At 41.8% G+C, this 14192-nt stretch carries 13 protein-coding genes; 6 read left to right on the forward strand and 7 right to left on the reverse strand.

What is annotated here, in order from left to right; all coding sequences use genetic code 11:
* The first annotated feature begins 238 nt into the window (after positions 1 to 238).
* On the forward strand, positions 239 to 1549 hold the full coding sequence (locus tag CVT14_RS00400; protein WP_107849412.1) for an Ig-like domain-containing protein: 1311 nt from the start codon (positions 239 to 241) through the stop codon (positions 1547 to 1549).
* 43 nt (positions 1550 to 1592) lie between these two features.
* On the opposite strand, the gene CVT14_RS00405 is transcribed toward CVT14_RS00400, so the two are convergent.
* The 4 genes from CVT14_RS00405 to CVT14_RS00420 all read right to left on the reverse strand — a co-directional run bounded on the left by CVT14_RS00405 (position 1593) and on the right by CVT14_RS00420 (position 5371).
* Positions 1593 to 3011 (reverse strand): alanine/glycine:cation symporter family protein, encoded by a 1419-nt coding sequence (locus CVT14_RS00405; RefSeq protein WP_107849413.1) that lies wholly within the window; start codon positions 3009 to 3011, stop codon positions 1593 to 1595.
* A gap of 88 nt (positions 3012 to 3099) precedes the next feature.
* Entirely contained in the window at positions 3100 to 3615 is a 516-nt protein-coding gene (locus tag CVT14_RS00410) for an ATP-dependent DNA helicase RuvA (protein ID WP_107849414.1), read from the reverse strand.
* Between the two features lie 38 nt (positions 3616 to 3653).
* The gene (locus CVT14_RS00415; protein WP_234403099.1) at positions 3654 to 4820 is read right to left on the reverse strand and encodes a replication-associated recombination protein A; all 1167 of its coding nucleotides are present in this window, start codon (positions 4818 to 4820) and stop codon (positions 3654 to 3656) included.
* Positions 4821 to 4840: 20 nt separating this feature from the next.
* Positions 4841 to 5371 carry a pyridoxamine 5'-phosphate oxidase family protein gene (locus CVT14_RS00420; RefSeq protein ID WP_107849416.1) on the reverse strand — a complete coding sequence of 177 codons (531 nt, stop codon included), beginning with the start codon at positions 5369 to 5371 and terminating at the stop codon, positions 4841 to 4843.
* A gap of 79 nt (positions 5372 to 5450) precedes the next feature.
* Between CVT14_RS00420 and CVT14_RS00425 the strand changes: the two genes are divergently transcribed.
* The gene (locus CVT14_RS00425) at positions 5451 to 5744 is read left to right on the forward strand and encodes a hypothetical protein (protein ID WP_107849417.1); all 294 of its coding nucleotides are present in this window, start codon (positions 5451 to 5453) and stop codon (positions 5742 to 5744) included.
* Between the two features lie 7 nt (positions 5745 to 5751).
* On the opposite strand, the gene ung is transcribed toward CVT14_RS00425, so the two are convergent.
* Positions 5752 to 6438 carry a uracil-DNA glycosylase gene (ung, locus tag CVT14_RS00430; protein WP_107849418.1) on the reverse strand — a complete coding sequence of 229 codons (687 nt, stop codon included), beginning with the start codon at positions 6436 to 6438 and terminating at the stop codon, positions 5752 to 5754.
* 63 nt (positions 6439 to 6501) lie between these two features.
* Here ung and CVT14_RS00435 point away from each other — a divergent pair, with 63 nt between their 5' ends.
* From CVT14_RS00435 to infC, 3 genes are all read left to right on the forward strand, one after another.
* Positions 6502 to 7077, forward strand: coding sequence for a YbaK/EbsC family protein (locus tag CVT14_RS00435; protein WP_107849419.1), 576 nt, complete (start codon positions 6502 to 6504; stop codon positions 7075 to 7077).
* Between the two features lie 339 nt (positions 7078 to 7416).
* Positions 7417 to 9237 (forward strand): threonine--tRNA ligase, encoded by a 1821-nt coding sequence (gene thrS / locus CVT14_RS00445; protein ID WP_107849420.1) that lies wholly within the window; start codon positions 7417 to 7419, stop codon positions 9235 to 9237.
* Complete coding sequence (gene infC, locus CVT14_RS00450) at positions 9234 to 9752, forward strand: translation initiation factor IF-3 (RefSeq protein ID WP_087586816.1); 519 nt, start codon at positions 9234 to 9236, stop codon at positions 9750 to 9752. Before thrS ends, infC begins: the two co-directional genes overlap by 4 nt.
* Before the next feature lie 1308 nt (positions 9753 to 11060).
* Here the strand turns inward: infC and gdhA are convergent.
* A complete protein-coding gene (gdhA, locus tag CVT14_RS00455) occupies positions 11061 to 12419 on the reverse strand; it encodes an NADP-specific glutamate dehydrogenase (RefSeq protein WP_107849421.1) in 1359 nt (452 codons plus the stop codon).
* 169 nt (positions 12420 to 12588) lie between these two features.
* Positions 12589 to 13161 (reverse strand): SMI1/KNR4 family protein, encoded by a 573-nt coding sequence (locus tag CVT14_RS00460; protein ID WP_021088708.1) that lies wholly within the window; start codon positions 13159 to 13161, stop codon positions 12589 to 12591.
* 100 nt (positions 13162 to 13261) lie between these two features.
* Here CVT14_RS00460 and CVT14_RS00465 point away from each other — a divergent pair, with 100 nt between their 5' ends.
* A complete protein-coding gene (locus tag CVT14_RS00465) occupies positions 13262 to 14191 on the forward strand; it encodes a PQQ-binding-like beta-propeller repeat protein (protein ID WP_103606595.1) in 930 nt (309 codons plus the stop codon).
* The last annotated feature ends 1 nt before the right edge of the window (position 14192 follow it).

Here is a 14192-nt window from a genome sequence, read left to right on the forward strand (position 1 = left end):
AATTCCCCAAAACACAAAAAACTAAAAAATAAAATTTAAAAATATTTTTTGTAACTCTGCCATTTTTAAATTTTAAACTAAATCCCTAAAATACGGCAAATTTTTACTAAATTTAACTCAAAAATTTATAACTTCATATTTCTAAAATGTCACAACTGTACCAAAGTACAATAGCAAAGAACTAAAATATTTACTTATAATTGCAGCATAAAATCCAAAAACATAAAAAGGAAATGTTATGAGTAAAATTAAAGGATTAATAAAATCAATAATCGGCACGGATGCCATCGTCGCAGTTGATGCTAATGGAAATCAAAGATCTCTAAAAGCTGGTGACGTGATCTATGACAACGAGGTCATAAAAGAGCAAGATGGCGTAAAGGTTGAGTTGCAGCCTCTTAATAGTGAAAATGAAAAACCTGTCGATGAGACCAGCAAAGAGATCGCCTCACTTCAGGAACAACTATTGAATGGTAAGAACATCGCTGATCTTGAAGAGACTGCGGCTGGTGGCACTGCTTCAACTGGAGGCGGCGCAAGCACAAATGGCGTGAGCCTTGGCGCTGCTGGCTTTGCGCAAGGCGGTCACTACTCAAATGTAAATGCAAATTTTGGCGATCTAAGCTCTCAAGCAAATGCTAGCGCAGAGGCTTTTACAAATGTAAGCGGTGGCGCAAGCGAGGAGGGCTTTAGTCTTGATACACTTGCAGCTGCGATAGATAATGCATATAACAATATATTGCCACAGACCCTAGAAGTATCTGTCACGGCAGTCGATGATAACGTAGTGACTGGTAATACAGATCAGGCAGTAAGCAGCAACCTTGACATCGAGGGCAATATCTTAGAGCATGAAAATTCACAAAGAACAGGTCTGCATATCACAAATGATAACACTCCAACTTTGGTAGGTAAGGCTACTTCAAACGCTACTATAAGTATATTTGATGGCGAAGGTGAGAGCGCACCGCTACTTGGTACGACAACTACCGATAATGATGGCAACTGGTCATACACACCAAATTCGCCTTTAGCTGATGGAGATCATAAATTTACGATTGAAGCTAGCAAAGTAGCTACAAACGGCGAAGAGCTAAAAGCTACAAGCACGCAAGAGATAACTGTTGATACAGACAATAGCACCTTGTCTATCACAAAAATATCTACTGATGATTTTTCGAACCTAAAACACTATAACACAATGTATGATAGCAATAAAGAATATGACTTCTCACCGACCATCGAGGGCAAGGCAGAGCCATTTGCTGAAATAAATTTAGTTATCACAAAAGCTGAAGTTATTTATAATACCTTTGACTATTCTTGGGTAGAAAAACCGGCTCATGTGGTTGAAAAACTAAGTGCTAAGGCTGACGCTGAAGGCAACTGGAGAGCTGAGAGTAGTGTGTTGGATACTCTTGACACTAACGAATACACAGTCCAAGCATCATCAGTAGATGAGGCTGGCAACAAATACTCTGAGCCACAAGCAACGACATTTTATATGCCACTTGAGCCTATAACTGTCGCTCCAACAGACCACCTATAATATTAAATTTAATGTGGAGAGATCTCTCCACTCACTCTTAAATTTACTTCAAATACTCTTTTACGTCGTACTCTTTGCCAGCGTCGTGATCTTTTAAAAGTTTAGCCACGACAGGACTTAGAAGTATTATGGCGATCAAATTTGGCACAACCATAAGACCGTTAAACATATCTGCTAAACTCCAGACAAAATCGACCTTTTGCAAGCTGCCTAAAAAGACAAAAACAACAACTAAAATTTTAAAAATTTTAACCGCTTTTGCACCAAAAAGGTAGCGCACGTTGATCTCAGCGAAGTAATACCAGCCAATGATCGTCGTAAATGCGAAGAAAAATAGGCAGATCGCCACGAAGCTATAACCGCCAGTTTTGCCAAATATATGTGACGAGAACGCCTCTTGCACCAAGGTGATGCCAGTAAAGACTGCCTTGCCGTTTTCAAAGCTTATGACGTTTGCGGTTAGCACCACAAAAACGGTTATATTTAAGATGACAAAGGTGTCTATAAAGACGCTCATTATGCCAAGGACGGCTTGATCGACCGGGTGTTTTACGTTTGCAGCAGCGTGTGCGTGCGGAGTCGAGCCCATGCCAGCTTCGTTGCTAAAAAGTCCCCTTGCGATGCCGTATCTCATAGCAGCTGCGATGCTAGCGCCAGTTGCCCCGCCCCAAGCAGCCGAAGGATCAAACGCAGCTTTAAAGATTAGTGAGATCGCCTCTGGGATTTGGTGAAAATTTAAAGCGATGATAACCACGCCAACGATGATGTAAAGTAGCGCCATTAGTGGCACGATCTTTTCAGCGACCCTTGCGATCGCTTTTACGCCACCTATGAAAATTAGTGCGCAAATGAGAGCCAAAAACGCCCCTGTTAGCCACTGTGGTATGCCAAAAGCGCCGCTAAAGCCGTCTGATATGGAGTTTGCTTGAACCATATTGCCGATAAAGCCAAGTGCGATGATGATAGCGATAGCGAAAAATCCAGCTAGAAATTTCGCCCATTTGCCCTTTAATCCACGGCTTATATAAAATGCAGGACCGCCTATCGTATGGCCGCTGTCATCTTTGGTGCGGTAAATTTGAGCGAGGCAAATTTCAGCAAAATTTGTAGCCATGCCCAAAAAGGCTGCGCACCACATCCAAAATATGGCCCCTGGACCGCCCATGATAAGAGCTGTCGTCGCACCTACTAGGTTGCCAGTGCCAACTTGCGCCGCGATCGCCGTTGCGACTGCTTGAAACGAGCTCATACCAGCCTTGCCAGCAGCCTCGCCGTGAAGTGAGAAATTTCCAAAAAGCTTGCCTAAACCCATCTTAAATTTAAAAATCTGAACAAAGCCAAGTCTAATGGTGAAAAATAGTCCAGTGCCGCAAAGTAGGGCGATAAGGAAGTATGGACCCCAAAGAAATGAATTTATACTTTCAACGCAGTTATTTAAAATTTCAGCAAAATTCGTAGGCATTTTTTAACTTTCGTGATTAATTTGGATTTGAGAAGTATATTTGAATAAATATAAAATTTAAATTAACTACTAAAAAATCATGGCCAAGCTAAATTTTTACAAAAGCACCCTGTAAAACCATGCGTGAATAGTAATAAAAGCTGTAAAATTGCCTATCGTCATAGCTTAGCTCGTCTTGATCAATGATCTCGAGATACTTTGGCTCTAGCATTTGCTCCATTTTTGTAAGCGGCTCTGCATGATCCATTTGTTCTATTTTTTCGCAAATTTCAAGCATAAATTTAAAAAAGAGTTCAAGCTTACGTGAGATAAATTTAGCTGTTTCGCCTTTTTCGCCTAGTGCACTTTTATAAATTCGCACCAAAAAAACGAGCGCAAATGGCGTTGCGTGCCAAAATGTCTCTTGATATTCACACTCACCAAAGATTTCATCAAGCAGCTCGCTAAGCTCTTTTTCATCAAATTTAGCCTTTTTCACAGCCTTTGTAAGTGTGTTTAAAATTTGCGCAAAAAGCTCCGCCGTGCCGTAGCTGCAGCTTAGCCTATCCCACGGCACATCTTTTATCTTTAAATTTACGATATATGTTAAATTTTGCTCGTTCATGCGCGTACCTTTTTAAATCAAAAGAGTAAAGCCTAAATTTAGCCCTTTGACCTTATCTTTTCTAGCCACTCATTTAGCGTTTTTTCAAAGCCTATGCCCTTGCTTTTGTAAAAAACGAGCGGTTTTTCTAGGTATTTTTGCTCGACCCAGCCGCCAAAATCATGCGGATAAAGGTAGTCTTTGCTCTCTTTTGTGTGATTTTTTAGATATGGTGGGATCTTTAAAATTTCTTCGCTTTGCACGTATCTTAGGGCGGCATTTATCGCGTTGTAGCTGGAGTTTGACTTTGGTGAGCTGGCTAGATAGACGGCGCACTGAGCCAGTATGATCCTAGCCTCTGGAAAGCCTATCTCTTTTACGATGCTTAGCGTGCTGGCAGCTAAATTTAGCGCATTTGGGTTTGCATTGCCGATGTCTTCGCTGGCAAATATCGCCATCCTTCTAGCGATGAAGTCAGCGCTCTCGCCAGAGTCTATGAGCCTTGCGAGGTAGTATATGACGGCGTTTTCGTCGCTTCCACGCAGGCTTTTTATAAAAGCACTTGCTAGCTCGTAGTGCGTGTCGTCCTCTTTTGCTCCCTCTTTTAGGGCGTTTTGTCGAAGTGTTTTTAAATTTTCTATGCTCACATTTTCATCAAGCGTGATGGCAAATTCGAGTAAATTTAGCATAGCTCTTGCGTCACCACCGCTACTTTTAAAGAGATACTCCTTTGCCTCCTCGTCAATGCTAAATGAAATTTGCTCTCTTATCTTGCCAAGAAGCTCCTCAAAATCGCCACTGCTAAGCGGTCTAAACTCAAAGAGCATCGAGCGGCTTCTGATGCCTGAGCTTAGCGTGAAAAAGGGATTTTCCGTGCTAGCGCCGATGACTAAGGCTTTGTAGTTTTCCATGGGGATGAGTAGCGCTTCTTGCTGGGTTTTGCTAAGCCTGTGGATCTCGTCTATGAAAAAGAGCGGCTTGTTTAGGGCATTTTCGTAGTTTTTTAAAATTTTGCGAAAGTCATCTATCTTTAAATTTCCGCCGTCAAACTCGTAAAAGTCGTAGTTTGCCCCGCTTGCCACGGCTCTTGCAAAGCTCGTCTTGCCACAGCCTGCTGGACCATAAAATATGGAGTGCGGGATCTTGCCTGTGGCTATAAATTTTAAAAAGGCCGCCTTAACCGCCCTTTGACCGCAAATTTCATCCAAGTTTTTTGGTCTAAACATCAGTGCAAGCGAGCTCAAATTTACTCCTTTACCGCTTTTGGCAAAATTTTGGCCTTTGCGCTAAGGTTCTCTATCTTTAGCTCGTAAATTTTCATATTTTTTAGCCCATACTCTGCCGCCACGTCAAAGGTACTCATCGCGTAGGCGGTGTATTTTTGGCTGAGAATTTTTAAAATTTCATATCTTTTTGCATCATCTGTCACTTCGTAAGCTCTTGTTTTTGCGATGGCGCTTTTATACTCAGTCGTAAAGACTTTGCCGCCAAGCGCCTTGCCGTCGTCCTTTATCGCCTCTAGCTCGCTATCATTTAGGTGCGGGACTTTATTAAAGCTAACGCAGACAAACTCCACTTTTCGCCCATTTTGAAGTAGTTTTGCCTTGCTACCAGCGGTCGCTCCGTGCACAAAAATGCTCTCACCAACTCTAACAGGCGAGATAGGCACGCTAAAAATTTCTCCCTCATCATTCACGCATGAGATCACGCCGTATTCGCAACTATCGATAATGTTAAGCGCCTCGTCAGGGCTTAGTTCTCTATCTTTTCGTCTCATTTTTCATCCTTTTTTTGCAAAATATTTTAAAATTTAAGTGCTTAAAGGCTAGTATAACGCAAAAATTTCAAGGAAAAATATGAAAAAGTTTGTCATTTTTGCCCTTTTTCTGGGCGTAAATTTATTTGGTGCAAATGAAGTTTGCAAGGAGTATGTAAAGCAAAGTAGGCTCTATCTTGATGAGCTTTACGCCAAAGAGAGCAAGAAGCTTGCAGGTGATGAGAAAGCGCTAAGGCTTTTTGAGCTTAAATTTGATGAGTTTAAGCAAAGGCAAATCGGCCAAGAAGCGATGATAATGCAAAATAACGATGAGAAATTTTGCAAAAGCGAGCTAGAAAAGGTAAATAAGCTTCTTACTGAGCTTAAAAAATAGCTCAAATTTAAGCGTTTAAGTCCCACTCGATGGGCGTTTTGCCGTGGTTTGCTAGGTAGATATTTGCCTTGGAAAAGTGTCTGCAGCCAAAAAATGCCCCGCGCGCTAGCGGACTTGGGTGCGCTGCTTCTAAGATGAGGTGCTTGCTGGCGTCTATTAGCGGCGCTTTTGCCTTGGCTGGGTTGCCCCAGAGCATAAAGACTACGTTTTGTAAATTCTCACTTATCTTTCTTATAACTGCGTCTGTAAAGCCCTGCCAGCCAAAGCTAGCGTGAGAATTTGCCACTCCAGCACTTACGCTTAAAGTGGAGTTTAGAAGCAGCACGCCTTGTTTTGTCCACTTTGTAAGATCGCCGCTATTTGGCTCTTTTATGCCAAGATCGGCGTAAATTTCTTTATAGATATTAACAAGGCTTGGTGGTACCCTCACGCCGCTTGGCACTGAAAAGCTTAGCCCCATGGCTTGATTTGCACCGTGATATGGGTCTTGACCTAGGATGACTACTTTGACGTCGTGAAATGGCGTTAGATTAAATGCGTTAAAAATGAGCCCACTTGGTGGATAGACGACGCCAGTGCTCTTTGCTTTTAAGAAATTTTCTTTGATGCGTGCGAAATTTTCACTCAAAAACTCATCTTTTAGCACCTCTTTCCAGCTTGGCTCGATCTTTACGTCATCTAAATTTATCTGCATTTTCCTGCCCTTTTTTGGTTTTAGCGGTATAATTTTAACTAAATTTATCCAAAGGAAAGAGCTGTGTCAGAGCAAATTTTTAATAAAATCCACGATCTTCTTAGCAAAAATGGGGCTAAATTTAGAGTGATAGAGCATGAGAGCGCGAGGACTTCAGAGGAGGTCGCTAAGATAAGAGGCACTAAAATGAGTCAGGGTGCAAAGGCGCTGGTCTGCTCTATAAAAGGCGTTAGCGAGGAGAAATTTAGGCACATTTTTAAAGATGAAAATATGCTAGATGGCTACTTGTTAGATGACGAAAAGCCAGCGATGAAGGCTGGTAAAATTTACTTGCTTGCGGTTTTGCCAGCTGACGAGCAGGCTGATCTTGACGCGCTTACGCAAAAATTTGATGGTAAAAGAGCAAGCCTTGCTAGCCCAGAGGAGGTTACAGCGCTTGCTGATTGCGTATTTGGCTCGGTTCCGCCATTTAGTTTTCATAAAAATCTGCACCTTGTCGTGGATGAGAGTTTGCTGGAGCGAAACGAGGAGATCGCCTTTAATGCAGGGCTTCTTGATAGATCAGTCGTTTTAAACGCAAAAGACTACGCCAGGATAGTAAAGCCGGTGTTTGTTAAATTTGCAAAAGAAAAGTGCTAGGCTAACCACTTCCTAGCACTAAATTTGTCGGGAGAAAAATGAATTTAAGTAATGCAAAGACGAGAAATTACTAAATTCATTTCAGGAGCAAATATTATCAGGGATAATCTTAAAGTATAATAAATTATATTGATAAAATATGCATATTTTAGGGATATTTATCTTTATATAAAAAAATATATTTTAAAATCTAAAAATTTTGGCTCAAATTTTACTAAATTTAAAAAGAATTTATAAAAATTTGCTTAGCAATTATTAAGTTTAGCTTAAAGCCCATTTCGATAAAATCCTTAATCGTTCTTTTATCGTAAAAAAGACAATTTGATATAAGGAAAAACAATGAGCGATATCATCGCATACAAACTAAATGGCGAAATAGTCGATACTCAAAGTATCGCAGGGCGTGAGAGTAGTGCTGAGCCTATCTATTTTGACAACTCAAAAGAGGCACTACACGTTATCAGACACTCCTGTGCGCACCTCATGGCACAAGCTATCAAGTCACTCTATCCAAAGGCAAAATTCTTTGTCGGACCAAACGTAGAAGATGGATTTTATTATGATTTTAGAGTTGATGATGAGGGCACGAAGCTAGGCGAGAGCGATCTAGCAGCGATCGAAGATAAGATGAAAGAGCTTGCTGAGAAGAAATTTGACATAGTTAAAACTTGCTCAACCAAAGCTAATATGAGCGATAAATTTAAAGATGACGACTTAAAACAAGAGGTCTTAAAAAGAATTCCAGATGGCGAAGTGAGCAGCTACGCACAAGGCGATTTTGAAGATCTTTGCCGCGGACCACATGTGCCAAATACTAAATTTTTAAAATTCTTCAAGCTTACACGCGTGGCTGGCGCATATCTTGGCGGCGATGAGAACCGCGAGATGCTAACTAGAATTTACGGCACAGCTTACGCAGACAAAGAGAGCCTAAAAGAGCACATCCGCATCATCGAAGAGGCTAAAAAGCGCGATCACAGAAAGCTTGGCGTCGAGATGAAGCTATTTACATTTGATGAAGAAGTGGGTGGCGGTTTGCCTATCTGGCTACCAAATGGCGGACGCTTAAGATCAAAACTAGAGCAGCTCTTATACAAAGCTCACCGCGACCGCGGCTACGAGCCAGTGCGTGGTCCTGAGCTTTTAAAGGCTGACGTGTGGAGAAGAAGCGGCCACTACGCAAACTACAAAGAAAATATGTACTTTACAACGATCGATGAGACAGAGTATGGCATCAAGCCGATGAACTGCGTTGGTCACATCAAAGTTTATCAAAGTGACATCCGCTCTTACCGCGATCTCCCGCTTAAATTTTTTGAATACGGCGTCGTTCACCGCCATGAGAAAAGCGGCGTGCTTCACGGACTTTTCAGGGTGCGTGAATTTGCACAAGATGACTCACATATCTTTTGTATGCCAAGCCAGATAAAAGAAAATATCCTAGAAATTTTAAAATTTGCTGGCACGATAATGGAAAATTTTGGCTTTCATTATGAGATGGAGATTTCAACCAAGCCAGCCAAAGCTATCGGTGGCGATGAAATTTGGGAAACTGCTACAAAAGCGCTAAAAGAAGCTCTTGATGAAAACGGTTTTAAATACGGCATCGACGAGGGCGGCGGCGCATTTTATGGACCAAAGATCGACATTAAGATAACTGACGCACTTAAGAGAAAGTGGCAGTGCGGCACGATCCAGGTTGATTTTAATTTGCCAGAGCGCTTTGATCTAGGCTACATCGATGCAAATAACGAAAGACAGCGCCCTGTAATGCTTCACAGAGCCTTGCTTGGCAGTTTTGAGAGATTTATAGGAATTTTACTTGAGCACACTGCTGGTGAGCTGCCATTTTTCATAGCTCCAACGCAAGTCGTCATCGTGCCTATTAGCGACGCGCATTTAGACTATGCAAAAGAAATTTCACGCGAGCTAAGAAAGATCAACGTCGATAGCGAGATCGCAAGTAAAAATGAGAGTTTAAATAAGAGAATAAGAACGGCAGAAAAACAAAGGGTGCCTATGATAGTCGTGCTAGGAGACAACGAAGTAGCGAACAAGAGCGTTGCATTGCGCGACAGACAGGCTAGAACGCAGAGCGATATGAGCTTGGCGGAATTTATAAATTTAACGAAGGAGAAACTTAGTGAGGTACATTTTTGAGTAAGGAAAATGAAGTATTGCTCAATGAGGACATAAGGGCGAGAGAGGTAAGATGTGTAGGGGATGATGGCACAGCATACGGTGTCATCTCAAGAGAAGAGGCTTTAGAGATCTCAAATAAGCTCGGGCTTGATCTAGTGCTTATAGCGCCAGACGCGAAGCCACCAGTTTGCAAGATAATGGACTATGGTAAATTTCGCTATCAGCAAGAGAAAAAGCAAAAAGAGGCCAAGAAAAAGCAAAAAACCATCGAGATAAAAGAGATAAAACTCTCTGTCAAGATCGCCCAAAACGATATAAACTACAAGGTTAAACACGCAAGCGAGTTTTTGCAAGATGGCAAACACGTTAAATTTCGTGTATTTTTAAAGGGTCGCGAGATGAGCACCCCAGAGGCTGGCGTAGCCATGCTTGAGAAGGTCTGGGAGATGATCAAAGATGAGGCTGACCGCGACAAAGAGCCTATAATAGAAGGTCGTTATGTAAATATGCTTGTAACTCCAAAAAAGGGTTAAATTCTTCACAAAGAGCAGGCCAGGGCTTGCTCTTTTACTAAATTTTTAATACAAAAACTTATAAATAACTATTTCTCAAAAAATCTCATTTTTATATCTGCTAAATTTACGCTATGGCGTTTGCGGTTGATGTGGTTTGTGAGTTTGTAAATTTAAGTGTTTGCGTGGGTGTTTTAAACCAAATTTTGTCTAATTGCAGGCTAAATTTGGTAAGAAATTTGATTATTTGTAGCTTAAATTTAGCAAAATTTAATCATTTGCTATCGCTTGCGTGAGTGCTTTGCTGAAATTTGACCAAGCAAACGCAGCCTATTATAGTAAATTTAAACTTCTTGTGAGTTTATAAATTTATGGTGCGTGTGCGAGTGCCGTGAGCTAAATTTCATCTAATAGGTTGCTGAACTTGATGAGAGAAATATAGCTTTAATAAGTGCCCTTTGCAAATCTTTTGGCTGCTTTTATTTTATTTGGAGCTAAATTTAGCAAGAAATTTCTTTGTTTATAGCTTAAATTTATAAAATTTTAATTTTTGCTTGCTGGAATTTGTTCTATTTTTTATCGCTCGCATGGATGCTGTGCTGAAATTTGACTGGGTAAAGCCACCTTGTTGGAGTAAATTTGATAACTTCTTTCGAGTTGTAAATTTATGGTGCATGTGCGATTTTAGGCTAAATTTAGTAAGAAATTTGCTTGTTTGTGTTTTAAATTTATAAAAGAGATTTTAGTATGGAGCGAGCCTAAATTTGACAAGCCGTTTCTTGTCAAAAAAAGTACTTTTTTATCTGCTTGAGAAATTTTAGGTTTTGCTCGCTTTTTGGTAAGATTTTGTCATTTACCTTACTATGTCGAATTTGCAAGTGCTATGAAAATTTTTCGCTAGAAATGCGTCTGCTACAAAGCTTTTTATCTTCAAGTAGCCACGCATAGAACGCACCACTCGTGCAATCAAGCAAAAACATCCACAGCAAAAACTTTCAATTCTACTATAAGAGCCCCGCCGCTCCACCATTTGCCGTCATATCAGATCTTTTAGCAAAATTTCTGCTAAAAGATCTAAAAATAGCGATCTACTCACCATCCTGATGAAAATTTAGCCAAGCTTCAGACCCACACCCACATTCGCCACGCCAGCAAAAATTTGTCAAAACGAACGCTGCACAAAATACTTCAAGCTAGCGTAAATTTGATAGCTTGCTAGTAAAATTTGCCGTGCAAAAGGCAAAATCCTCTTTTAGCTAAACCAAGCCAGCCTTATATTGATTTACGTCCAAATTTAGCTTGGACGTAAATTTACAAAGTCAAATTGGCTTACACATATCCTTGATCTATCATCGCATCAGCCACTTTTCTAAAGCCAGCGATATTTGAGCCAAGCACCAAGTTGCCCTCATCTCCAAACTCTTTACTTGTTTCGTAGCTTAGTTCAAAGATGTGGTTCATGATGCCATGAAGTTTGCGATCGACCTCCTCAAAGCTCCACGAAGTCATGCCAGCATTTTGCATCATCTCAAGTCCGCTTGTGCCTACGCCGCCAGCATTTGCTGCTTTTGCTGGAGCAAAGTGAAAGTCTTTTTGCGCAAGCATGAAATTTATCGCATCAAGCGTGCTTGGCATGTTTGCACCCTCAGCCACGAAGCGGCAGCCATTTGCGTAAAGCACTTTTATGTCGGCTAGGTGAAGTTCGTTTTGTGTCGCGCATGGGAAGGCTCCGTCGCATGGCACGTCCCAGACGCCGTTTCTGCCCTCTTTATATTCGCTCACGCTTACATATTTTGCGTTTGGTCTAAATTTGGTGTATTCGCTAAGGCGAGCGCGCTTCACTTCTTTTAGCTCTTTAAGCACCGCTAGATCGATGCCCTCAGCGTCATAGACATATCCGTTTGAGTCAGAGACGGTGATAGGCAGTGCGCCTGCTTGATAGAGCTTTTCGACTGTGTAGATGGCGACGTTTCCGCTACCGCTGACGCTGCATTTTTTGCCCTCTAGATCAAGTCCAGCTTTTTTTAGCATGTTTTGAGTGAAATATACTAGTCCGTATCCAGTGGCCTCTGTGCGCGCTAGGCTGCCGCCCCAGTTTAGCCCCTTGCCAGTTAGGATGCCATCAAATCTGCCAGTTAGCTTTTTATACTGGCCAAACATATAGCCGATCTCTCTAGCGCCCACGCCGATGTCGCCTGCTGGCACATCCACGGTGTTGCCGATGTGGCGGTAAAGCTCGCTCATAAATGCTTGGCAAAAGCGCATTATCTCGCTCTCGCTCTTGCCCTTTGGATCAAAGGTGCTGCCGCCTTTTGCGCCGCCGATATTTACGCCAGTGAGCGAGTTTTTGAAAATTTGCTCAAATCCAAGAAATTTTAGCACGCCAAGATCGACGCTTGGGTGGAGCCTTAGACCGCCTTTGTATGGGCCAACGGCTGAGTTAAACTGCACGCGGTAGCCGTTATTTACCTTTGGTCTGCCATCATCGCCCGTGTATGTCACGCGAAAGATCACCGTGCGCTCAGGGATGACGATGCGCTCTAGGATCGCGTGTTTTTGGTACTTGCTCTCTCTTTTGATAAGCGGCTCTAGGCTGTTTAAAACCTCAGTCGCAGCTTGGACAAAGACGCCTTGACCTGGGTTGGTCTTCTTTATCCACTCCATCGTTTGTTCGATGTACTCGCTCATTTTTGCTCCTTTTTCCTTTTTTTGTAGTTAAATATTAACTCGGCTAGAAAAAATTTTTATTTAAAGATATTTTAATATTTTTATTTTGGGCAATGAGTGTTACATATCGAAACTAAATTTATAAAAAGTGGTTTTTGCTTTGGTTGCTAGGATAAATTTATAAAATTTACTAAATTTGCGCCATCTCTTGCCAAAAATCAAGTGCCACGCCGTCTGCTTGGACAAAATTTAGGATTTGCTGGGCTGATGGCAGGGCTTCATCATTTAGCCTTGCTATATAGGTGCTAGCAAGCGCTATGAAAAATTTTTCAAAGTCGCTCGCAACGCGCCTGCTACAAAGCTCTTCATCTTCAAGTAGCCACGCATAGACCGCACCGCTCGCGCAATCAAGCAAAAATATCCAAGGATCACCCACGGCAAAAACTATCAAATTTGCTGGACGAGCCTCACCACTCCACCATTTGCCACCAAACTCATCTACGCTGTTTAGGCGCACTAGTTCGCTCGCGTAGTCGCCTCTACAGCCAAAGCTGACATTGCAAATTTCAAAGTTGCCAAGGTCAAATTTGCTTAAAAGCTTTGTAAATTTAGCTGGGAAATTTACGCCAAGGCTATTTTGCACTTGTATAAACTCCAAATCATCCTTTTGCGGCAAAAGCCTCATACCAGTTATACCATCTTGCTCTAGCGGCAAGAAAATTTGATCTAGTTTTCTAGCGATCTCATCTAGTTTTAAAAACATATCGGTCCTTAAATTTGATAAATTTTGGCAAATTTTATCAAATTTAGCCCAGTGCGCTTTGAAATTTGGGTTATAATCGCCATAAATTTAAGGAGCTAGCGTGGTTAGATCATATCCTCTTGATATGCCTGGCGTGGAGTTTCGCGGGCACGGCGTAACTGGCATTTACGAGATGAACGAGCGCATTGCATTTGTGCATTTTGCTTTTGGGGTGCCTAGCGAGTTAGAGATAGCTCAAAAGCTAACGCCAAACTACGTGCTACTAGATACATTTTCACGCGACTTTAGCGAGCATAAAAGATCAACGCTTGCTTATAAACAAAGCGAAATTTTCATAGCCAGCAATGCGCGTTGCTACCCAGAAAATGGCTACTTCGTGCTAAATACTAGATACTACAAGGGCTACATAAACTCCCCTGCAAAGCTTATAAAGATAGATAACGGGCATATGAGCGAGCTCGGCGTTGCTAATGAGCCCATAAAAGAGATATATAACGACGCTAAAACGTATGAATTTGATGGTTTTTGCGTGCGAATGAGCTCGCCATTTATGATGGAGTGCAAAGAAATTTTGGGTGGTGCAGTGTTTAATTGCGAAGCAAAAGATGAAAATTTAAACGCTAATTTGCCGCCCAAAGAGCAGGGCGCAAGGATAGGCAAGACCATCTGGCGGCTAAAGCTTGGCGCATATCTCTACACGCCAGTTTGCCTGAATGATGGGGTGCTTTACTTTGGCACCGCTGGCAAGGGCGGAGATCTATACGCCGTGGATGCAAAAAGTGGCGATGTGGTGTTTAAGTTTAAAACCAGTGGCACGGAGCATTTTGTTTGGGTCAAGGATCAAATTTTACTCGCAAACCGCAAAAATAAGCCAGTTTTGATAAGCGCCAAAGATGGCTTACTTTTAAAAGAGATAGAGTTTGAGAAATTTAGACTTAGCGCAGATCAGATCATGCTAGCAAGCGGTGGCAGGCTCTATGCCGTGGCAAATGACGGAGCTAAAATTTACGCAGTTTGTGCGGAAATTTAGC

This window comes from Campylobacter concisus, from assembly GCF_003048445.1.
Taxonomy (GTDB): domain Bacteria; phylum Campylobacterota; class Campylobacteria; order Campylobacterales; family Campylobacteraceae; genus Campylobacter_A; species Campylobacter_A concisus_BF.

Coding starts and splice junctions, on each gene's coding strand:
- CVT14_RS00415 (WP_234403099.1), bottom strand. CDS start 4,820: ATGTTTAGACCAAAAAACTTGGATGAAATTTGCGGTCAAAGGGCGGTT.
- CVT14_RS00460 (WP_021088708.1), bottom strand. CDS start 13,161: ATGTTTTTAAAACTAGATGAGATCGCTAGAAAACTAGATCAAATTTTC.
- CVT14_RS00420 (WP_107849416.1), bottom strand. CDS start 5,371: ATGAGACGAAAAGATAGAGAACTAAGCCCTGACGAGGCGCTTAACATT.
- ung (WP_107849418.1), bottom strand. CDS start 6,438: ATGCAGATAAATTTAGATGACGTAAAGATCGAGCCAAGCTGGAAAGAG.
- gdhA (WP_107849421.1), bottom strand. CDS start 12,419: ATGAGCGAGTACATCGAACAAACGATGGAGTGGATAAAGAAGACCAAC.
- CVT14_RS00425 (WP_107849417.1), top strand. CDS start 5,451: ATGAAAAAGTTTGTCATTTTTGCCCTTTTTCTGGGCGTAAATTTATTT.
- CVT14_RS00400 (WP_107849412.1), top strand. CDS start 239: ATGAGTAAAATTAAAGGATTAATAAAATCAATAATCGGCACGGATGCC.
- thrS (WP_107849420.1), top strand. CDS start 7,417: ATGAGCGATATCATCGCATACAAACTAAATGGCGAAATAGTCGATACT.
- CVT14_RS00410 (WP_107849414.1), bottom strand. CDS start 3,615: ATGAACGAGCAAAATTTAACATATATCGTAAATTTAAAGATAAAAGAT.
- CVT14_RS00405 (WP_107849413.1), bottom strand. CDS start 3,011: ATGCCTACGAATTTTGCTGAAATTTTAAATAACTGCGTTGAAAGTATA.